We start from the raw sequence: 20,402 nt of genomic DNA on the forward strand, positions 1-20,402 counted from the left end.
GCGGCATGACCAGCCTGCAATTGTGCGCCTCCCGCCGATTTGCGATAAGGTGGTGTGAAGCAAATCACCGCCTCCCTGCCGTTCGAATGGCCGAGCCGTGCCAAGATCTTGAGCACGGTGGAGACGCTCGTCATTGGCACCGCCGGCGGCCTCGTGTTTCTCGTCGCCGGCCTTCCCGGCGGACTGATCTCGGGCGCGATGATCGCGGTCGGGATCGCCGCAATCGCCGGCCGCCAGTTGTCGCTGCCGCCGGTCCTGACCCAGACCGTGCTGGTGCTGCTCGGCATTTCGCTCGGCTCGGTCGTCTCGCGCCATTTGCTCCAGCAGGTCGGCGCCTATCCGCTCACCATCGGGCTGCTCGCGCTCGCCACCTTCTGCTCGACGTTCGGCTCGAGCTACTACCTCCAGCGCATTCATGGCTGGGACCGCACCTCGGCTTTCCTCGCCGGCAGCCCCGGCGCGCTGTCGCAGATCACCATCCTGGCGGTCGAGCGCGGCGCCGACCTGCCGGGCATCGCGGTGGTGCAGACCATGCGCGTCATCATCCTGACCGCCGCGCTGCCGATGGTGCTGGCCATCGCGGGCGTCGCCCCCTCTGCCGCGCCGTCGCTGACGACGACGATTGCCTCGCCGCTCGATCTCGTGGAGCTGGTCGCGGCCTCGCTGGCCATGGCGCTGTTCCTGCGGCTGATCAAGTTTCCGGCGAGCTGGATGTTCGGTGCCATGATCGCATCCAGCGTGCTGCATGGCGCCGGCTGGGTCGAGGGCGGCCTGCCGGACTGGGTGCGCGGCGTGGCGCTGGTCGGTATCGGCGCCCTGATCGGCAGCCGTTTCGCGCGGATGCGAATCAAGACGCTCGCCGGCCACCTCAGCGCGGCCCTGGGCTCGTTTGCCGTGGCCATCGCCGTCTCCGCCATCTTCGTCGGCATCGTGGCGCTGACCACGCAGGTGAAATTCTCCGACGTCGTCGTCGCCTTCGCGCCGGGCGCGATGGATGCGATGCTGGCGCTGGCCTTGACGCTGCACATCGACCCGATCTTCGTCGGCGCCCATCACCTATCGCGTTTCGTCTTCGTGACGATCGCGACGCCGGGCATCGTGCATCTGTTCGGACGCACGCAGGACGATGTGGATGATTAGGCCTTAGCGCTTCGCCGTCCGCACAAATCCCCACGCGGCGATCGCGGCCATCAGCAGCGAGATCAGCAAATTGTAGCCGGCAAGCGACAGGCCGAGGAAGCGCCACTGCACCTCGTCGCAGCGCACCACCTTCACGGTGTCGAGCTTCGACAGCAGATCAGCGGCGCTGCCGAGATTGACGACGGGACCGGAGCAATCGGTCGGCCCTTTCCAGAAACCCCATTCGACGCCGGAATGGTAGGCGCCGAGTCCGGCATTGGCGAGCGTCGCCAGCGCCAGGATCGCGAGCCCCGCCAGCAGCAGCGGCCGCGGTGCGCCGCTTCGAGCCGCAATCGCCGTCAGCGCACCGAGCGGAATCGCGAGGTAATAGGCATAGCGCTGCTCCAGGCAGAGCGGACAGGGCAGGATCTCCAGCACGAGCTGGAAGAACCAGGCGCCAGCGATCGTGACCGCGGCGATCAGCGTGACCAGCAGCGAGGCAGTCAGCGCGGGGCTCGCACTGGCCTGCTTGAACGCAGGTATCGCGGCACTCTGGGTGGTCACGGCAGCCTCTTTCCGGTGGGTCGCAGCTTTAGCCGTAGCCCCGGCCCATGCGGCTGTCGAGAACGGCCGGGATCACTTTGGCGCGGGTTGACCCCGTCCTGTCCATGGCTATAGTCCGCCGGCTTCGCGACGCCGCCTCAAGGCCGACCGAGGGCCCCTGTGGCGGAACTGGTAGACGCGCTCGACTCAAAATCGAGTTCCGCAAGGAGTGCTGGTTCGATTCCGGCCAGGGGCACCAACTAGGCTGTTCACGCCCGTTCTAAAGCCTCCGCAACCGTCCGCGCAGTGCTCGGAAGCCCTTGAAAAATAGGCTCTTCCGCGTACATCGGTGTCCGTCACCGTTTGTTCTCGTCCGATCTCAGCCGCCGGATTTGCTGGTATTTTTGCTGGTATCGGAGAACAAACGTTCACGGTGACCTTCGCTTTTCCGAACGAAGGAATTGAGCAGATGGCCGGCAAGAACTACGGCGCGTACGCCAACCCCAAGCAGATCAAGACCGACATCGATTGCCGCGCCGCCCGACCTAAATTCGACAATGGCGCGTGGAGACCCGCCAAGATTTCCGACGTGACCGGCGGCTGGCTCTATCTCTTTGTCACGCCGGACGTGAGCAGGCCTGGCAACGCTGCCTCCAAGCTCTGGCGGATGGACTACCGTTTGCACGGCCGGCAGAAAACCTACTCCATCGGCCCCTACGGCAATGGCAAGGATGGCACGTTCTCGCTCGCAGACGCGCGGCGCGAGCGCGACAAGGCCAAAGACTTGCTCAAGGATGGCAAAGACCCGAGCATCGAGAAGCAGCTGGACAAGCACAGGCAGGCCGCCGCCCGACCTTTCGGGCAATGGGCCGATGAGTGGCTGGCGAAGAAGAAGGTCGAGAAAGTCAAACGCGGCAGGATTGTCGCGGTGCGAGACCCCAAGACCATCGAGGTGCTCGAACTGCGCGTTGGCTACGTCAAGGCGCGCTTCGGTAAACTCAGCAGACAGGACATCAAGCGTCCAGACGTGCTCGCTTTCATGCGTTCATATGAAGCCGACGGAAAGCTGGAAACCCGCGACCGCGTGCGCAGCATCGGTGAGCAAATCTGTGATTATGCTGATGTTGAAGGCGACGGCTACAATCCATTCCGTAACCTGAATGGGCAGATGATTGCCAACATTTCGACCCCGCGTCCCGGTGTCACCGAACCACGTGATGTGACGCGCGTCTTCAAACTCATTAGCGCACCGTGGACCAGAGCGAGGTTTGGAGACGTTGTTGGCCTTGCCTTGCGCTTCGACGCACTGACCATTCCCCGCCCTGGCATGGTCAATGAAATGGAGTGGAGCGAGGTCGATTGGAATACACAACGCTGGACTGTTCCAGCCGCCAAGATGAAGACCGGTTGGGACCATGTCGTGCCCCTGTCACGGCAGGCACTTGCAATCTTGCGCAGCGTTCATAAGCTGACCGGCCATCGCCGCTACGCGTTTTCCTGCTCGAAGGATGCGCCTCTATCAAACAACACGCTCAACAAACGCTTGCGGCTGCTTGGCATCGACACCAAGACTGATCATTGTGCCCACGGATTTCGGACCACCTTCTCGACTTTGTCTCACCACGAAGAGATCAAGGACGCGAAGGCATGGGATGGTGATGTCGTCGAGTTGCAGCTTGCGCATCTAGATAACTCCACTGTGGAAGGTCTGTACAAAAGGCACGGACCGCTCGCGCTGATCGGCTCGCGCACGAAGCTGATGCAGCATTGGGCTGATCGGATCGACGACTGGCTCGATCCCAAGAAGGTGACGCCGATAAAGCGCGACAGGCAAACCTGAATCACTGTCTTCAAGCTTGGTTGTGCCTCTCGGCTCGAGTGCAGCCTTGGGGAATGTTGAAAGGCCCGCGCTGCCGGATCTGCAAAAACAACCTCTATTGCGGAAGATCGAGAACCGGATGCCTCAATCGTACCGTAAGGCGCGCGATGCGCCTCGTCAGAATTCAAGTTGTAGGTCAAATCGCGGAGGCGCAACCACCGATACCGACATTCCGTTCAGGTGGCGATCTGACGAGGCGCTCCCTGCGTCCCGAACGCAGTGAGCATCTTTTAAGCTATTGATTTTTCTCCCTGTGACGGCCCTTCCGTTCTGTTTTGTTCACGCTCGTTTCACCCAATTCGTTGCGATTTCGTTGCGCCCAATTCTACGAGAACAAGGTTCGCTGAGGCGTTGGGAGCCCCAATCCGTTTGGCCGTCGGAGTAAGCCCGGCTACCAAGCGGGGCCGTCGGGACTCTGCCTCGCAAGCTGGCGGGCCCTAAAGTCAAGCCCCTGGAAATGGACCTTTCTTTCGTTGGTTCGATCCAACTAGGCTGTTCAAGCCCGTTCTAAAGCGTCCGCAACCGTTCGCACGGCGCTCGGACGCCCTTGAAACGTAGTAGGTTCCGCGTACACGGGCGTTCACCGCCGTCAGTTCTCATCCGATCTCAGCCGGCCGATGTGTTGGTATTTTTGTTGGTATCGTGTTGGTATCGGAAGAACAAACGTTCACGCTGGCTTTCGCGATTCCGAACGAGGGAATTGAGCAAATGGCCCGCAAGAATGGTGGTGCGCGCGCCGCCTCCTGATTAAAACCGATGTCGACTGCCGAGAGGGAGACCTCTGTTGCTCAACGTCGATCCGGGCGCATCAATCTATCTCCAGATCCAGCAATCGCGCGAATTGCTGCCCGGCATGCATGTCGCGTTCCTGCATCCAGCCTTGCGGATGCGGGCGCGGATAGGAAATCTTGACCACGTGCAGATTGTCGACGGGGATGCGTCTGACCAGATCGGGGTTGGTGCCGAACAGGCGCGCAAAAACCTGCGGTGAAAGTGCAGGCGTATCGCGATAGCGCCTGAAATTCTCCTCGCCATCGAAGAACAGATCGACGGTCACCCAGAACGGTCCGGCGTTCTTGGAGCGGACGTGACGGCAGATGTCGCTGAGCTTAGGCATCGAGAGCTACCTTGTTCGCATGCGCGGCTCGATGCTCACGCTGCGCACGAGCTCGAAGGCGTCGCTTGTGTGCACGACGTGGTTGAGAACGAATTCATAGAGCTGGCCGCGCGGAATTTCGGCCGGCGTGAACGGGAATGCATAGCTCGGCATCTCGATGCCCGGGCGCAGAGGGGTGTGGAAGAAATAGGGGTTGCACGCCTTCGCCATCCGGTTCGCGAGATCCTGCGTCGGCGCGGTGACCACGAACATCACGCCGACATCGCGCGGCGGCACCGTGCCCCGCGGCACGGGCCGGCCGGACGTGCCGTTCCACCCATAGATGCGCAGCGACACGTCGAATCGAACGGCTTCCTCGCCGAATGTCTTCCTGATGCGCCCCGTCAGCGTCTTCTGCATGAGATCGTGGAACTCGTCGAGGTTGGCAAGTACATCAGGATCCTCGATGCCGATGAACATGATGGTCTGGAAATCGCCGCCGCGGGCCCCTTCGAGCTTCATGGTGTAGGGCTTCGGCGTCCAGCGTGAGCCGGTGACGCGGGTGATGCGGTTGTCGACCCAGCGATAGTCCGCATCCCTGGCATCGAGCACGCCGCCGGGCTCCGTCAGCGTGAACGGGTCGCTGTTCTCGTACAACAGGTGCGCGGACACTGTTTCCGGCGAGCATTGATTGTCGATGTCGAGCGGTTCGATCTCGAACGCGTCGCGGCCGACATGCATCAAGACGCCACCGAGGCTCGGGTTGACCGTGCACAGGCCGCCGCATTCGGCGATCTTGGCGGCGTGCCAGGCTTGCGCGACGCCGGCGCCGCGCATCAGGGGTACCGCGGCAAGCACCGCCGTGTCGGTCGTGCGTCCGCCGAGCACGATGTCTGCGCCGGCCTCCAGCGCCGCGATGTAGGGCTCGGGTCCCATCAATGCGACGATATGCTCGCAGGATTTCAGGTCGGCATCGCTGACAGGCCCGAGCGGCGGCAGCGGCGTGATCTTTCCCTCGCCGTTCCTGCGGATCAGCTCGTCGGCCTTCTGCTCGCTGTAAAGGCAAACGATCTTCGGGCTGATGCCGAGTTCGGTGGCCACTTCGAGCGCAATGTCGCGCGTCCAGTCGACGCCGGAATCGGTGCCGCTGGTGCCGCAGGTGCCGACCAGCAACGGAATTTTCGCGCCATCTGCTTCCGCCATCAGGATCTGGAGGTCGCGCTTGACCGACTCGCGGTTCATCTTCGAGATGCCGCGCGCGAGATAGGCGGGTCCGCTGTCGGTCGATCCGGAATCGACCGCGATGGCGCTGGCGCCGCGGCGGAGGCCGTACTGGATCTGCGCGCGGCTGACGCCGCCGCCCAGCATTCCCGTCGGGACGATGATGCTGATCCTGTCGGAGATCTCTGCACTCTCGGTCATGAACCTGGTTACCCCTTAGCTGCGAACGATGGTGCGCTAGCGCGCGATGTCTTCAAGCGAACGTCCGCGTGTCAGCGGACCATAGATCCCGATCGATCCCATCACCACGATCATGCTGAACGAGATGAACACGAAGACCCCGGATGCGCCGAACTCCTTTAGCAGGAATGCGATCATGAAGCTCGTGAACACCGTCGACAGGCGGCCGAACGAGTAGACGAAGCCGACCGCGCGGGCGCGCATCTCGGTTGGATAGAGCTCGGCCTGGTAGGGATGGTAGGCATACGACATCAGCGTATTGGTGCCGACGATCAGCGTGCCGCACACCATCAGCAGCGAGGGAATCGTCAGCATGGCAAACACCAGGCCGAGCACGGCGGTCGCGCCTGACGCGACGACGATCTGCCATTTGCGCTCGTAGCGTTCGGCGACAGTGAAGCCCCACAGCAGCGGCCAGAGCGGATAGGCCACCGCAATCACGGCCGAGTAGAGCAGGCTCTTGGTGATGGAGTGCCCTTGCGCCGCGAGCAATGTCGGAAGCCAGTTGGTGAAGCCGAAGAAGCCGATGGTCTGAAAGAAATTGAACGCCATCAGCATGATTGTGCGTCGCCGATAGGGCGCTTGCCAGATTTCCGCAAAGCTTGCGCGACGGGAGACTTCGACGATGTCAGGCGCAGGCGGCGGCAGCTTGTGGCCGAGATCGTGCTCGAGGCGCTGCTCCATCTCGCGGAGGATCCGCTCGGCGGCCTCGATGTTGCCGTGCTGCGCAAGCCAGCGCGGCGACTCCGGCAGGTTGACGCGCAACCACCACACCGCGAGCGCTCCGCCCGCGCCGATCAGCACGACCCAACGCCAGCCCGCAACGCCAAAGGGATCGATCGGAATCAGAAAATAGGACACGAACGCGACCAGCGGAATCGCCAGATAGGCGATCGCGTGCATGATCGCCGCCGCCTTGCCGCGCATGTGCTTCGGCACGATCTCGACCAGGTAGGCGTCGATGGTGACGAGCTCGACGCCAAGTCCGATTCCGGCGACCAGTCGGCAGGTGAGTATGCCGTTCACGGTCGATTGCAGCGCCATCACGAGCGTTGCGAGGCTGTAGCCGACCAGCGCCCACAGGAAGATCTTCTTGCGGCCGAAGCGATCGGCGACCGAGGCAAACGCGATCGCCCCGATGAACAGTCCAAGGAAGGTGGAGGACGCAAACGCCGCCTGGTCCGGCAGGCCGAACAGCCCCGCCGCTCCGGCTGAGAAGATGCCGGCGCGCACGAGTCCGGCCGGGACATAGGCGGTCTGATAGAGGTCGTACACTTCGAACATCCCCGCCAGCGAGATCAGGGCCGCCAGCCGCCATATGTGCCTGTTCTCGGGCAGCCGATCGATGCGCGCGGTGATCGCAGCGGCCTGCGCATGCGGCAACGGATCGGCTGGCCGAGCGGCGAGAGCCGTGATGTTCACCTTGGACCTCCCCTAAAGAACGACTTTTCTTCCAGCCAGATTGAATACAATGGCTATGATTGTCAACAATCCTTTAGATTGACAACAAATCCTTGCCCGAGAACGCAATTCTGCTAGTCTGGGAGGAAGACAATTCCGGATCAGAATCATGACGTTACCGGCAGCCAGCGGCCCTCTCGTGGACCAGATCGTCGCTCAGCTGGAACAGGCGATCCTCACCGGCGAGTTGGCGCAGGGGCAGAAGCTTTCGGAGCAGGCGCTGTCCGATCGGTTCGGCGTCAGCCGGGGGCCGCTGCGCGAAGCGATCCGCACCCTCGAGGGGCGCCATCTGGTCGAACGCACGCCGTTCTCCGGCGTCCGCGTCGTGCAGCTGTCGCTCGACGATATGGAGCAACTGCTGACGACGCGTGAAGCGCTCGAGGGCATGGCGAGCCGGCAGGCCGCCGAGAACATGACCTTGCATGAGACACGGCGGCTGCGCGCCTGTCTTTCCGCGTTCGAAGACAGCTTTCGCCGCGAAGGCATCGGCGGCGTGTTCCGTGCCGGCACCGTCCACAACGATCTGCACATGCTGATCGTGCGCGGCAGCCGAAACCGCTGGCTCACCGACATCATCTGCAACGAGCTTTATCCGCTGCTCCGGATCTGCAGGTTTCAGAGCACCGTGGTGACCGCGCGAACCAAGCGGCGCGTCGAGGCTGTGCACCGCGAACATGAAGCGATAATCGTCGCGATCGAACGCCGCGATGCCGATGCAGCCGAATCCGCGATGCGGGCGCATCTCATCGCGTCCCGAAGCAATCTAATGACGGAGTTGCGGGGGAAGGCAGGCGCGACAGCTGTGGCCGAAGGTTGATCCGGTCGGCGACAGACGTGGTAGGTTAACTGGTGCACCGCGGAGAAATGGGCCAGTGGTCCAGTTCACTGGCCGTATGGGGGTTGCATTTCGCCTACGTGTCAAACGCCATCTGGAACTGCCCAGCGCCTCGCCCGAGGACAGCATCAGGTCGGTCGTGCGAACCGGGCGCTAGACTGACCGAGCCCGATATTAGACAATTCTGCCGATCCCATATCGCTGCATACACTTGCCCCAAAAGAGTATGGGTTGACGAAAAACCGCCAACGCTTTCCGAAAAATCGACTGATGCGATTCAACAAATCCGACGCCGTGGCAGATGAAGGTGTGGCAGCGGCCGGTGTGCAAGTGTGGTCGAGGAAAGGGCATGCAGCCAACTTACTGGACGGCCGTCGGGAGTAAAGCGCGACAAACGAGCTGGCACAGTACTCATTAAGGGCTGCCGCCGAATGTCCGGGCTCGTCAGCGGCTAGAAATCCATTTAGTCACTTGCCGCCGGTGACATCGAGGAACGTTCCCGTGACGAACGAAGCCTCGGTGCCGGCCAACCACAGGATTGCCCGCGCGACCTCTTCAGGCTGACCGCCTCGTCCCATCGGGATCGAGTCCTTGACGCGATCTACCCGCCCCGGCTCCCCGCCGCTTGCATGCATCTCGGTGTAGATGTGGCCGGGACGAATGCAATTGACGCGGATTCCATCGCGGGCGACTTCTTTGGCGAAACCAGTCGTGAATGTCTCCAACGCGCCCTTCGACGCGGCGTAGTCGACATACTCGCCCGGGCTGCCGAGCCGGGCCGACGCCGATGAGACGTTGATCACTGAGCCGCCCCGCCCGTTGTGACGATAGGACATCCGCTTTGCGGCCTGTTGAGCGCAGAGAATGGGGCCGATCGCGTTGACGGCGAAGATCCGCTGCATCCGCGCGAAACCGAGATCCTCCACTCGGGACTGCTGCGCAAGAACCGCAGCGTTGTTCACCAGGACATCGATACGGCCGAACTCCCGGTCGATAGCCGCGAAGAGCTGTGCCACCTGCTCGGGATCCGCGCTATCTGCACGCACGGGCAGCGCCCGACGCCCCGCGGCTTGCACATCAGCCGCCACTGCATGGGCGGCAGCTTCTTTGGAGACGAAGCTGATCGCGACATCGTACCCCTGCGCGGCCGCGAGCCGTGCAGTCGCCGCGCCGACGCCACGACTTCCACCTGTTATCAGAATGAGCGGCGCCTGCGAGATGGTATCCATTGAGCGAACCTCATGTGGTGATGGGATGATGATCCGGACGGTGACCGGCTGAACAAGGGCGGCACGGCGGCTTTGGCCGTTCCGCCGCGCCCCGCCACGCCGCAGGAGGCGCCTAGCCGTCACCTCAATCCGGCCGCTTAACACTGACGGCTGCGAAGGCCGCCAAGAATATCGGTGTCGGCTGGCAGACGTTAGATACAATACAGAAGGGCAGCGGCGGAGAGAGTGTCGGTCAACCCTTATTCAAAGCAATCTCGGCCCTCCTAGCCAAAACCCACCGTTTAAGTATGGCCGATGAATGGGGCTTCTAAGAACCCATTATGTGGTGTTCCACAATTGCGGGGCGCAAGCGGTTCGACGGGCGTCACTTGCTAATCCCCTCTGTGTTTTCCGAGATTCTAGTTTTTGCGAAATGTTCTTGAGCCTATATCGGGCTAGAGGCTCTGGATAAGACCACCGTCGATCCGAATGAGCGATCCCGTGACGTAAGATGCAAGCGGGCTCGACAGAAATGTTACAACGTCTGCGTACTCTCGCGGGTCGCCGTAGCGGCCCAACGGTATGGAAGCTGTACTCTCGGTCGCCACCTCGATTGGTTCGCGGCCTTCCCGCTTCGCTCGCTGTTCATCTAGGAAGGTGATCCGAGGCGTCGCGATCCTGCCCGGCACGGTGACATTGACCGTCACTCCATCTCGGCCCACTTCCCTTGCCAGGGTCTTGGACCAGCCAACAAGCGAAAGTCTCAAGGCATTTGACACTGCCAAGTTGGGAATGGGCGCCACCACTCCAGATGATGCCGAAGTGATGATCCGGCCCCAACCACGCTTGCGCATCCCGGGCAGCACGCGATCGGTAACTGCAATGACAGACAGCACCATCGACTTAAAGCTCGTACTCCAGGTCGCGGAATCCTGCCCTGCCGCGGGCGACGGCGCCGGACCGCCGGTATTGTTGATAAGGATATCAATATCGCCCAAGTCGCGCTCGATCCGACCGATATAACGATCAATAACGTCGAGGTCGGCCAGATCCCAGGCGAGAGCCAACCCGCCGCGCCCCGCCTGCTGGACAGTTCTTGCGGTAAGCTCCGCCGCGCTAATGTCCAAGTCGGCCGCAGCTACATGCACGCCTTCTCGTGCGAGGCTCGCCGCTATCGCGGAGCCGAGACCGCCGCCAGCGCCTAGCACGAGCGCCGTTTTGCCAGTTAGACCTAGGTCCATTGAAAACTTCCTTTGATGCAGTTGGCTCGACTACGGAAACAGTCCGCGCATCTGTTTGCCAGCGCGCAGTCTTCCCACACCGATGGCCATGGCAGCCATTCGCATGGAAACGCGATCTGCCGCGGCCCGTCGCGTGACTAGATGGAAGGCGTGCAGCAGAAGCTGCTCCAACCGATCATTGACTTCCGATTCCGTCCAGAACAGGCGCTGGAGATCTTGTACCCATTCAAAGTAGCTGACGATCACGCCGCCCGCGTTGCACAAGATGTCGGGAATCACAAACACATCGCCACGATCGCTGAGCACGGTATCCGCCTCAGGTGTGGTCGGACCGTTAGCTCCTTCTGCCAGAATGCGGCAGCGGAGGCGGCCAGCGTTAGCCCCGGTGATCACCTGCTCGGTAGCGGCAGGGACCAGAACGTCGCACGGCTGTTCCAACAAACTCGCGGGGTCGATGACCGCCTCGTTGCTCCAGCCGGCTAGCACACCGTGTCGAGCGAGGTGCTGCTCAATGCCGTCCAATGGCAGGCCGGCCGGATCGTAGTAAGCCGCGGTGTGATCGCTCACGCCCGCAATGCTCATGCCATAGCGTCGCGCCAGTGTGTATGCGGAAACGCTTCCGACATTACCGAAGCCCTGCACGATGGCCGTGGCTTTCGAAGGTTGGATGCCAACGACCTTGCATGCCTCGTTTACCAGGAAGGAGACCCCGCGACCGGTAGCTTCGCGCCGTCCCTCCGTGCCGCCGAGGGCAACGGGTTTACCGGTGACGATCTCGTTAACGGCGTGGCCTTGGTGCATGGAATAGGTGTCCATGAACCAGGCCATAACCTGCTCGTTGGTGCCCATATCTGGTGCCATGACGTCCGTCTGCGGACTGACGAAGGGAATCATCTCCTGCATATAGCGACGAGAGATGGCCTCCAGTTCCCTTCGTGAGAGAGACGCCGGATTGCATGCCACGCCGCCCTTGGCACCACCATAGGGAAGGCCTGCAAGAGCACATTTCCAACTCATCCAGACAGCGAGCGCCGCAACTTCACCCACATCCAAGGTTGGGGAAAAGCGCGTCCCACCTTTCGTGGGACCAAGGGTGAGGTGATGCTGAACCCGGTAGCCTTGAAAAACCTCGGTGAGTCCATCATCCATGTGGACAGGAATAGATACCGAAATCGCTCGCTTAGGATAGAGAAGTCGTTTCCGATCTTCGATCGGTATTTCCAAGTGATCGGCAGTGGCCTCGAACTGGGTTCGGGCCATTTCGAATACGGGCCCTGTGTAGATCGTCATTTCCGTTTCTCTCCGTCGGCACTCAGGTTGAGGCCGCTCCTTGTCAAGGCGAATGTCCGCCTCGGCGGTTCAGATAAGTTCACGCAACTACCCAGGTGCCTCAGCGCAGGTGCTCAATCACCAGAATCGGAACAAGCCGCCATCTGCGTCAGAGCCGGCGCTGCAGTGGTTGTCGGCACGTTTGTTGGCAGCCATGGATTCAGGCCTTGCCAGCGAACTTGAGGTAGCGCGCCCTCGTCTGCTCGTTCATCGGATAGAGCCCACTCAGTGGAGTGCCCCGATTCACCTCTGCCAGGATCCATTCTTCCGCCCGTTCTTGCTCGACTGCTTCGTCCACGATATCGGCGGCAAGAGCGGAAGGAATCACGATGGCGCCGTCTCCATCCGCTACAATGAGATCGCCCGGAAATACCGCGACGCCGCCACAACCGATAGGCTGGTCCCAATGCACGAAGGTCAGGGACGATACGGCGGGCGGCGCAGCGACACCTTGGCACCACACCTGAAGCGCCGTCTTGCCGACGCCTTCCGCATCCCTCATCACTCCGTCAGAGACGAGCGCGGCTACACCGCGCTGGACCATACGGGCACAGAGGATGTCGCCGAAAATTCCCGCATCCGTACAGCCCATGGCGTCCACGACCGCGACACAGCCGTTCGGCATTGCCTCAACGGCAGTGCGCGTCGAGATCGGCGCGGACCAAGCCTCAGGGGTCGCGAGATCTTCCCGGAACGGGATGAACCGAAGCGTAAATGCGGGACCGACGATTCGCTTTTGATTGGACCGTAGTGGGCGCGTCCCACGCATCCATACGTTTCGATGGCCGCGCTTCAAAAGCACGGTAGTTAGCGTTGCCGTTGTGACGTCCCGCAGCCGCGAGACGAGATCGGTTCGAGTGTCGGTCATGTCGCATCCAGGTTGTGTTAAGTCACGCCGCACGGATGGCGGCGAGGAAGTTCCGCGTTCGCGGGTGTGATGGAGCGGTGAAGAACTCTGTCGGCGACGCTCGCTCGAGAACTTTTCCTTCAGCCATGAACCAAACCTTGTCCGCAACCTCGCGGGCAAAACCCATCTCGTGAGTGACGCAGACCATGGTCATACCGTCCCGAGCCAAGCCTTTCATCACAGCCAGAACCTCGCCGACCATCTCGGGATCTAGCGCGCTCGTCGGTTCGTCGAACAACATGACGGGCGGCTCCATAGCGAGCGCACGGGCGATCGCGACGCGTTGCTGCTGGCCACCAGACAGTTGGGAGGGGTACCGGTCTGCCAACGACCCTAGCCCGACTCTATTCAAAAGGTGGAGAGCTCTCTCTCGCGCCTCGCGCTTAGGCCATTTTCCAAGCAATACGGGCGCGAGTGTCACATTGCGGAGCGCCGAGATGTGCGGGAATAAGTTGAACTGCTGGAAAACGAAGCCGATCCTCGCGCGCAACCGGTTTTGACATTCATCGCGGACATCGACACCTTCTACCTTAATCGTGCCCTTGTCGATCGCTTCAAGGCGATTCACCGTGCGGATCAGTGTCGACTTGCCTGAGCCGGAAGGGCCGCACAGAACCACGACTTCACTGCGCGCGACTTCACCATCGATCCCGCGTAGAGCCAGGTAACCCCCATAGCGCTTCTCAACGCCGCTGAACTGGATCATCAAATAGCCTCCGCGATTGCCACGACCGCCGCACTGCCCGTCGACCCGGACCGGATCCGAGCGATTTTGCTTTCGAGAAACTGCGATAGTCGGCTGAGCGCGAAACAGAGAACAAAATAGGCGGCCGCCAGCAGTGCATATACTTCCAGTGGCTGGGTAAGCAGTTGGGCGTTGATCTGGTTTGCTGAAAACGTCAGTTCGTGGACACCAACAAGCGAAGCTAAGGAAGTGTCCTTCACCAAAATGATGAATTGGTTGACCATACTGGGCAGGCAGCTCACCAGCACCTGCGGGAGTACGACATAGGTCGAGGTGCTCCAGTATCCGAGGCCGAGCGAACGGGAGGCCTCGACCTGCCCTCGAGGCAGCGCCTCAAGCGCCCCACGGATAGCTTCACCGAGATAAGCGCCTTCATAAGCAACCAGGGCGCAGATGACCGTAACGGTCGCCGACGTTCCGACTCCAGTGACGAGAGGCACCACAAAATAAGCCCAGAAGATCAACAGCAAAAGGGGCACGCCCCGGACGAAATAGACATATACGGCAGCCAGACGGCGAACGGCCGCGATCGGTGATGTCCGCGCCATTGCTACCCCGACTGCGAAGGGGAAGGCGCACAGCAGCGCCACCGCGGACATCACGACCGTAAGGGCGATTCCGCCAAGCGGTCCGTGCGGAAACTGGCCTATGAGGAGCGAGGTGCCGAAGCGGGAGAGAATGTCGATCATCTGCTATCGGCTCCCGTTGCAACGAGGCGCCGCTGCATCCGCTCACCTCCGAACATGATCGCAAGGGTGCAGCAAAGATACATAATGGTCGGCACGAGGAATGCGGCAAAAGTCGCGTATGTTTGGCCGTCGATGCGCCGAGCGACGTACATCAGTTCTCCCACACCGATTGCCATCGCCAGTGTGGTCGCCTTGAAGAGACTTAAGGTCTGGCTGACGAGCGCGGGAAAGCAAGCCCGAACAGCCTGCGGTAGCAGGACAAGTCGAAGCGCTTGGAACCGGGATAGGCCGAGAGCTTCGGTGGCTTCGAACTGTCCCTTCGGCAAGGTGCGGAAGCCGCTGCGAAGATCCTCGGAAATGTAAGCTGCCGCGTTCAGGCTGAGCGCCACAATGGCGAACACGAATCCATCCAGATTCTGCTCGATCCAACCCCGCAATATTGCAGGTAGGACCTGCGGGACCGCGAAATACCAAACCAGCAACTGGACCAGGCTGGGCACGTTACGGTGATATTCGACAAAGCCGATGACTAGAGGCGCGGCCCAGCGATTCGATTGGCGCAAGGCTGTGAGCGCCGCGCCGAACCCGAACCCGAGGATCGCCGCGAACACAAAGAGCTCTGCCGTCAAGCGCAAGCCGGTGGCGAAGAGGCGCCAAATATCCGCCTGCTCGAGGATCGCGAACGTCATTAGGCTAATCCCTGCGCAGGCTTAGGGCTGGTTCTCGAATTCAGCGAGCGGCGTCAGCTTCTTCTCACGCGTCAATTTGTACTCCGTGCCGTCGCCGAACCACTTGTCCCAGATCGTCTGCAACTGGCCAGATTTTTCCATTTCGCCCAATCCGGCATTCACGGCATCAAGAAGCGCTGTTTCCCCCAGCTTGATGCCGATGCAATCCGGCTCCCAGTGCAGCACTTCAGCGAGAAAGCGGACCTTGCGTTCCGAGCGATTTCGGAACCCGATGCCGGCGCCTTGTGAAATCGCCATTGCTTGCACCTTATGCTGCTGCAGGGCCAGATAAGCGAGAGGGCCATCGTCGAAGGTGACGATCTCGGACTCTGGCAGTTTCTGACGAGCGAAAAGCTCCGGCGTAGACCCGCGGATCGCGCTAACCTTCTTGCCGCGGAGATCGTTGAAGCCCTCGATACCGGAATCGGATAGTACAAGGACGGGTATCGGCACCTGAATATAGGCGGCGGAAAAAGCTATCTGCTTCGCACGTTCCGAGGTATAGCCCATAGCAGCAGCTACAACATCAACGCGGTCTGTTTGCAGTGAAGGAACGCGCGCGGCAACGGACAGCGTGTTCAGTTCAAGTTTGACGTGCAGGCTGTCGGCCACGCCTTTGCAGACATCGACATCAAAACCGACGAGTGTGCGCGTCTTTGGATCCTCAAACCCGAGCGGCACAAGATCCCCGAACACCCCGCACACGAGCGTGCCGCGTGCCCTTATATCATCAAGGCGTGCGGCGTGAGCGACTTCTATGCAGCCGACGGCGATGATCAGTCCTGCGAATACGGCTTTCATCGTGCATCTCCTCTGTGACATTATTGGGAATGCGGTCAGCGCAGAACCGCGCAAGCTTGCAGAACCCGGTCGATCGCCTTCTCAACGGTCTCGGTTTTGGGGGTGAAGGAGAGTCGGAATGCCGGCGGCGAGCCGTAGGCTGCCCCCTGCACGCCAGCGACTCCGTATTCGAGCAGATGGATGACGAAGTCACTATCGGTTTGGATGGTGGATCCGTGCGGCGTTCTCTTTCCCATCTGTGCTTCGCAAGAGACGTACACGTAGAATGCACCCTGCGGGGATGGGCAACGCAGCCCGTGTCGTCCGTCGAGGCGAGACACCAACAGGTCGCGCCTTATTCGGTACTCAGCGATCCAATTCGGAAGAAAGTCGAGCGGACCGTTCAACGCGGCCAGAGCCGCTGCCTGGCTGACCGAGGCAGGATTGCCGCTGTTTTGTGATTGCATCTTCTCCATTGCCCTGATCAAGGACTTGGGACCCGCGCAATAGCCGATGCGCCAGCCAGTCATGGCGTATGTCTTCGAGACACCGTTGATGGTCAGCGTGCGATCGGCAAGATCGGGGTTGGCTTTGGCGAAAGTTGTGAAGGGCGCCTCGTCATAGCGCAGATGCTCGTAGATATCGTCTGTGAGGACGTGGATCTGCGGGTTGGCTTCGATGACCGCGCCAATCGCCTGCAACTCGTCCTCGTCGTAGGTGGCGCCGGTTGGATTATTGGGCGAGTTCAGGATTAGCCATTTGGTTCGTGGCGTGATGGCTTCCTGCAATTGTGTAGGCGTAACCTTGAAGCCTGCCCGATAGTTTGTCTCGATGAATACCGGCTTTGCGCCGTTTAGGCGCACGATGTCCGGATAGGAGACCCAGTACGGAGCTGGCACGATGACTTCGTCGCCGGGCTGCACTGAGCAAGTGAGCGCGTTGAAGATGACCTGCTTGGCTCCCGCCCCGACGGAGACCTCAGAGGGATCGACGCGCAGGCCGTTCTCACGCCAGAACTTCGCGCAGATGGCCTCCTTGAGGGCCCGGGTGCCATCTACGGCCGTGTAGCGCGTCTGGCCGTCCAACATGGCGCGGTGCGCAGCTTCAACAATATGAGGAGGGGTTGCGAACTCGGGCTCGCCGCCAGCCATATTGCAAACGTCGCGGCCGCTCGAAATGAGGTCGCGCGCGCGGCTCAGCGCGCCGATGCTGGGCGATGGCTGGATGAGGTTCAACCTATCGGCGAGTAACACGAGGATTCCTCCCTTCTCTCTTGAAACGGGACATTGATGCGAGCGGGTTTGAAACTGACTCATTTCGTTGTATTCGTAAAAGGAATTTACCGATCATGAGAGTTTCCATTTCGGCATGTGACGCCAGGCCAAGGGTCCAATCGTCGGGAGGTCAGAATGTTCTCGCTAAGACAAATCGAAGGGTTCTACTGGTCTGCCGAATTGTCCGGGCTCGAGCGAGCAGCGCGTCATCTCAACACCACGCAGTCCGCGATATCCAAACGGATCCAAGAACTCGAGGAAGCGTTAGGAGTGAAGTTGTTTGAGCGCAACGGACGACGGATGCGCCTCACGCAAACCGGAGAACGCTTGCTACTGCTCGCGCGCGAAATGCTCGTACTACGAACGCGCGTCATCGACCTGGGGAAGACATCAGTCGTCGCTCCGAAGGTACTTCGCGTTGGTGTGACCGAACTCACGGCCATGACTTGGCTACACGCACTCACTGAGCGGGCAAAAACGCTCTCGACGTCCGTTGTTATCGAACCTGTCGTTGGCGCGAGCGCGGAGCTCGTGGCCGCCGTGGAGCATGACCGGTTAGATATGGCGGTCGTTCCTGATGCCTTCCACAATCCGACGCTCCAGGTTCAGTCGCTGGGTGCCGTCGACTACGCATGGATGTGTCGGCCGGGTTACGTCGAAGTGGCCCGCACACTCTCGCTTAAAGAACTTATGAACTATACGATCATCGACCAGGCGCACGCTTCAGGACTCGGCGACATCATTCGTCGCTGGCTTTCCGAGCGGCGAATTGAGATCACGAATTCCCTGCCAAGCAGCAGCCTGTCAGCAATTGCGGCTCTTACGGTGGCAGGACACGGCGTCAGCTATCTACCGAGACACATGTTCGAGCCGATGATTGCGACCGGACGGCTATGCGTTATTGATACCAAGCCGCGACTCCCTCGAGTACCGTATGTCGTACTCGGAAAACGAGTTCGCGACGACGACATCCAAGCATCCGTCATGTCGCTCGTCAGCGAGACAGCCGATTTCGCGGCTGGGTGCGTCCTCTTTTGACCGACGGAAGACGACACGCCCCGGGCTCCAAGGCCAGACGGTCATCGATGTAACTGGCTGGATACGGGCAGCGGAGCAGTATCGAATGGTTGTTGGACGACTGCCCTGTCGCTACGTGTTGATCTGCGTTCACGAGGTTGAATACCGCCACCATTGGCGGAAAAAAACCGCCGCCCAGAGCGCGGCGTCGCTGAATCGCAGCCAGTCAGGGAGGAACGGGCGATTTATCTTGTTGAGCGATGAACCGTTGCTTTTATTGGACAGCCTCATCGCGACCCATCAACCTGATGACTCGTTGTTGGCCCATCGACTATGCGGAGCGGGATTTAGCTGATCTTTTGGCGGTTGAGTTCGCTAACTGACTTGTCGAAGCGTAACGGCGCGTCTTCGCGTACGGGGCTCAACGCGGCCATTCAAGGGAGTCGACCGCGTTCGGGCGGTCTTCCGTTAGAGTTTGGATGAAGGCGTCGATCTGCCCATTGAGACTGGCGAACAGCTTGTCCAAGGCAAGACCATCCGACAGGACCTCACCAGTTGTGCGACCGGCGTCAGCGGTATGTGCAGCGACGTTGGCGAGGCTTTTAGTGACTGATCTGGTTGCATTAACTGCAGCGGTGGCCCTCTCTGCGATCACTCTTGTTGTGGCGCTTTGTTGCTCAACTGCTGTCGCTATGGCCCCGACGCTCTCTTCGGTATGCTGCGTCAAGTCTGACACCGACTGCATCTTTTCAATAGCGCGTTTCGCAGCTTCCTGGATACCGTCGGTTTGTTGCTTGATTGCTTCGATTGCGGCGGCGGTCTGCTTAGCGAGTTCCTTGACCTCGGAGGCAACTACCCCAAAGCCTTTCCCGAGGTTGCCGGCTCGCGATGCCTCAATTGTCGCGTTTAGCGCAAGCAAATCTGTTTGAGCAGCGATCTTATGAATGAGGGACAGAATATCTCCGATACTCCTTATCCGAGAGTCTAACGTATTGATCGCCGCATTCGTTTGCTGACACGTCCTATTTGCGGCCGCGGCAAATTGGGCCGTTTCATTTGCGTGCAGAGAGATAGATGCAATCGAAGCCGACAGTTCCGCGGTCGCAGATGAAACAACCTCGACACTTTCGACGGTTTCATCGGTTCTATTCACCATCTGCTGTCGTTGCTGATCCACATCGTCCATCTGGCTTTTCATCGTCTCAATGCGCTTCAATATCTGCGTGGCGGCATCAGAAGCCTCCTCCGTTACGCGCCCCACGGTTTTGCGGAAGCGATGCAACGTTGTCTCGAGCAGCCGCCTGCGCGCTTCGTCCTTCTCCTTGTTCACCTGGCCGACAAATGCCCGGACCCGGCTGTGCCTGGGATTGCTGAAGAACTCCGCCGGAGGATTGACCTCAATGATTTCGCCCGACTCCATGAAAACAATGCGATCTGCAACCTCACGCGCGAAGCTCATTTCGTGGGTCACACAGAGCATTGTTACGCCCCCGGATTTCGCTAAAGAGACCATCACGTCGAGCACCTCCTTGGTCATTTCCGGATCAAGCGCAGATGTGGGTTCATCGAATAGCAGAACCTTGGGTTTCATAACGAGAGATCGCGCTATCGCAGCCCGCTGCTGCTGTCCTCCAGACAGCGACCCCGGGTATTTGCCCGCTTGCTCCGAGATACGCACTTTTTCGAGATAAGACATTGCTAAATCGTCCGCGTCTGACTTCGATATCCGGCGAACTTTCAACAAAGGAAGGGTGCAGTTCTGAAGAACAGTCAGATGTGGGAACAGATTGAACTGCTGGAACACCATTCCGACTTCACGACGCACTTTATCCACTTGGCCTTGTTCGTCGGTAAGTTCGATTCCCTCAACGATAATTTTTCCCTGCTGATGTCTCTCGAGCCCGTTAATGCAACGAATAAGTGTTGATTTTCCCGAACCTGACGGACCGGCGATTGCGACTCGCTCGCCTTCCGAGACGCACAGATCCACTTTACGCAATACCTGGAGAGTTCCAAACCATTTGCTGACGTCAGTCAGCCGAAGCGAGAAACGTTTCTTAACGTCGCCTGGATTATCGATCATTTCCATC

At 60.3% G+C, this 20,402-nt stretch carries 18 protein-coding genes, 1 tRNA gene and 1 pseudogene; 5 read left to right on the plus strand and 15 right to left on the minus strand.

Annotation, left to right across the window (positions count from 1 at the left end):
• The first annotated feature begins 54 nt into the window (after nt 1–54).
• Entirely contained in the window at nt 55–1,140 is a 1,086-nt protein-coding gene (locus IC50_RS26625; RefSeq protein ID WP_035711641.1) for an AbrB family transcriptional regulator, read from the plus strand.
• Nucleotides 1,141–1,143: 3 nt separating this feature from the next.
• On the opposite strand, the gene IC50_RS26630 is transcribed toward IC50_RS26625, so the two are convergent.
• Nucleotides 1,144–1,683 carry a disulfide bond formation protein B gene (locus tag IC50_RS26630; RefSeq protein WP_035711643.1) on the minus strand — a complete coding sequence of 180 codons (540 nt, stop codon included), beginning with the start codon at nt 1,681–1,683 and terminating at the stop codon, nt 1,144–1,146.
• Between the two features lie 153 nt (nt 1,684–1,836).
• Here IC50_RS26630 and IC50_RS26635 point away from each other — a divergent pair.
• Together IC50_RS26635 and IC50_RS26640 are read left to right on the plus strand one after the other, a co-directional pair.
• Nucleotides 1,837–1,921: transfer RNA gene (locus IC50_RS26635), tRNA-Leu, on the plus strand.
• A 90-nt stretch (nt 1,922–2,011) separates the two neighbouring features.
• Complete coding sequence (locus IC50_RS26640) at nt 2,012–3,502, plus strand: tyrosine-type recombinase/integrase (RefSeq protein WP_244429649.1); 1,491 nt, start codon at nt 2,012–2,014, stop codon at nt 3,500–3,502.
• Between the two features lie 847 nt (nt 3,503–4,349).
• Here IC50_RS26640 and IC50_RS26645 read toward each other — a convergent pair.
• The 3 genes from IC50_RS26645 to IC50_RS26655 are packed head-to-tail and all read right to left on the minus strand — an operon-like array spanning nt 4,350 to nt 7,520.
• Complete coding sequence (locus tag IC50_RS26645) at nt 4,350–4,658, minus strand: DUF4387 domain-containing protein (RefSeq protein ID WP_035711651.1); 309 nt, start codon at nt 4,656–4,658, stop codon at nt 4,350–4,352.
• 6 nt (nt 4,659–4,664) lie between these two features.
• Nucleotides 4,665–6,059 (minus strand): acyclic terpene utilization AtuA family protein, encoded by a 1,395-nt coding sequence (locus tag IC50_RS26650; RefSeq protein WP_035711654.1) that lies wholly within the window; start codon nt 6,057–6,059, stop codon nt 4,665–4,667.
• 36 nt (nt 6,060–6,095) lie between these two features.
• Nucleotides 6,096–7,520: an MFS transporter gene (locus tag IC50_RS26655; protein WP_244429650.1), complete on the minus strand. Its 1,425-nt coding sequence runs from the start codon at nt 7,518–7,520 to the stop codon at nt 6,096–6,098.
• 178 nt (nt 7,521–7,698) lie between these two features.
• On the opposite strand from IC50_RS26655, the gene IC50_RS26660 reads away from it, so the two are divergent.
• Nucleotides 7,699–8,376 (plus strand): GntR family transcriptional regulator, encoded by a 678-nt coding sequence (locus tag IC50_RS26660; RefSeq protein WP_050991098.1) that lies wholly within the window; start codon nt 7,699–7,701, stop codon nt 8,374–8,376.
• 485 nt (nt 8,377–8,861) lie between these two features.
• On the opposite strand, the gene IC50_RS26665 is transcribed toward IC50_RS26660, so the two are convergent.
• The 9 genes from IC50_RS26665 to IC50_RS26705 form a co-directional block, all read right to left on the minus strand.
• Nucleotides 8,862–9,623, minus strand: coding sequence for an SDR family oxidoreductase (locus IC50_RS26665; RefSeq protein ID WP_035711659.1), 762 nt, complete (start codon nt 9,621–9,623; stop codon nt 8,862–8,864).
• Nucleotides 9,624–10,057: 434 nt separating this feature from the next.
• The gene (locus IC50_RS26670; protein WP_035711662.1) at nt 10,058–10,843 is read right to left on the minus strand and encodes an SDR family oxidoreductase; all 786 of its coding nucleotides are present in this window, start codon (nt 10,841–10,843) and stop codon (nt 10,058–10,060) included.
• 30 nt (nt 10,844–10,873) lie between these two features.
• Nucleotides 10,874–12,133 carry a Glu/Leu/Phe/Val family dehydrogenase gene (locus IC50_RS26675; RefSeq protein ID WP_035711666.1) on the minus strand — a complete coding sequence of 420 codons (1,260 nt, stop codon included), beginning with the start codon at nt 12,131–12,133 and terminating at the stop codon, nt 10,874–10,876.
• 199 nt (nt 12,134–12,332) lie between these two features.
• On the minus strand, nt 12,333–13,040 hold the full coding sequence (locus tag IC50_RS26680; RefSeq protein WP_035711668.1) for a ribonuclease activity regulator RraA: 708 nt from the start codon (nt 13,038–13,040) through the stop codon (nt 12,333–12,335).
• 22 nt (nt 13,041–13,062) lie between these two features.
• On the minus strand, nt 13,063–13,785 hold the full coding sequence (locus IC50_RS26685; RefSeq protein WP_035711670.1) for an amino acid ABC transporter ATP-binding protein: 723 nt from the start codon (nt 13,783–13,785) through the stop codon (nt 13,063–13,065).
• Complete coding sequence (locus IC50_RS26690) at nt 13,785–14,513, minus strand: amino acid ABC transporter permease (protein ID WP_035711671.1); 729 nt, start codon at nt 14,511–14,513, stop codon at nt 13,785–13,787. The genes IC50_RS26685 and IC50_RS26690 overlap by 1 nt, the downstream gene beginning before the upstream one ends.
• Nucleotides 14,510–15,202, minus strand: coding sequence for an amino acid ABC transporter permease (locus tag IC50_RS26695; RefSeq protein WP_050991099.1), 693 nt, complete (start codon nt 15,200–15,202; stop codon nt 14,510–14,512). Before IC50_RS26695 ends, IC50_RS26690 begins: the two co-directional genes overlap by 4 nt.
• A 21-nt stretch (nt 15,203–15,223) precedes the next feature.
• Nucleotides 15,224–16,042 carry a transporter substrate-binding domain-containing protein gene (locus IC50_RS26700; protein ID WP_050991100.1) on the minus strand — a complete coding sequence of 273 codons (819 nt, stop codon included), beginning with the start codon at nt 16,040–16,042 and terminating at the stop codon, nt 15,224–15,226.
• A gap of 35 nt (nt 16,043–16,077) precedes the next feature.
• Nucleotides 16,078–17,280, minus strand: a complete 1,203-nt coding sequence (locus tag IC50_RS26705; RefSeq protein ID WP_035711734.1) for a pyridoxal phosphate-dependent aminotransferase — start codon at nt 17,278–17,280, stop codon at nt 16,078–16,080.
• Between the two features lie 150 nt (nt 17,281–17,430).
• Between IC50_RS26705 and IC50_RS26710 the strand changes: the two genes are divergently transcribed.
• Nucleotides 17,431–18,333 carry a LysR family transcriptional regulator gene (locus tag IC50_RS26710; RefSeq protein ID WP_035711675.1) on the plus strand — a complete coding sequence of 301 codons (903 nt, stop codon included), beginning with the start codon at nt 17,431–17,433 and terminating at the stop codon, nt 18,331–18,333.
• 400 nt (nt 18,334–18,733) lie between these two features.
• On the opposite strand, the gene IC50_RS43325 is transcribed toward IC50_RS26710, so the two are convergent.
• The gene (locus IC50_RS43325) at nt 18,734–19,510 is read right to left on the minus strand and encodes a methyl-accepting chemotaxis protein (RefSeq protein ID WP_347369237.1); all 777 of its coding nucleotides are present in this window, start codon (nt 19,508–19,510) and stop codon (nt 18,734–18,736) included.
• Nucleotides 19,511–19,639: 129 nt separating this feature from the next.
• Nucleotides 19,640–20,401: pseudogene (locus IC50_RS43330) on the minus strand (amino acid ABC transporter ATP-binding protein); the annotation flags it as partial.
• Between the last annotated feature and the right edge of the window lies 1 nt (nt 20,402).

The organism is Bradyrhizobium genomosp. I (2014), from assembly GCF_000261685.1.
Lineage (GTDB): Bacteria > Pseudomonadota > Alphaproteobacteria > Rhizobiales > Xanthobacteraceae > Bradyrhizobium.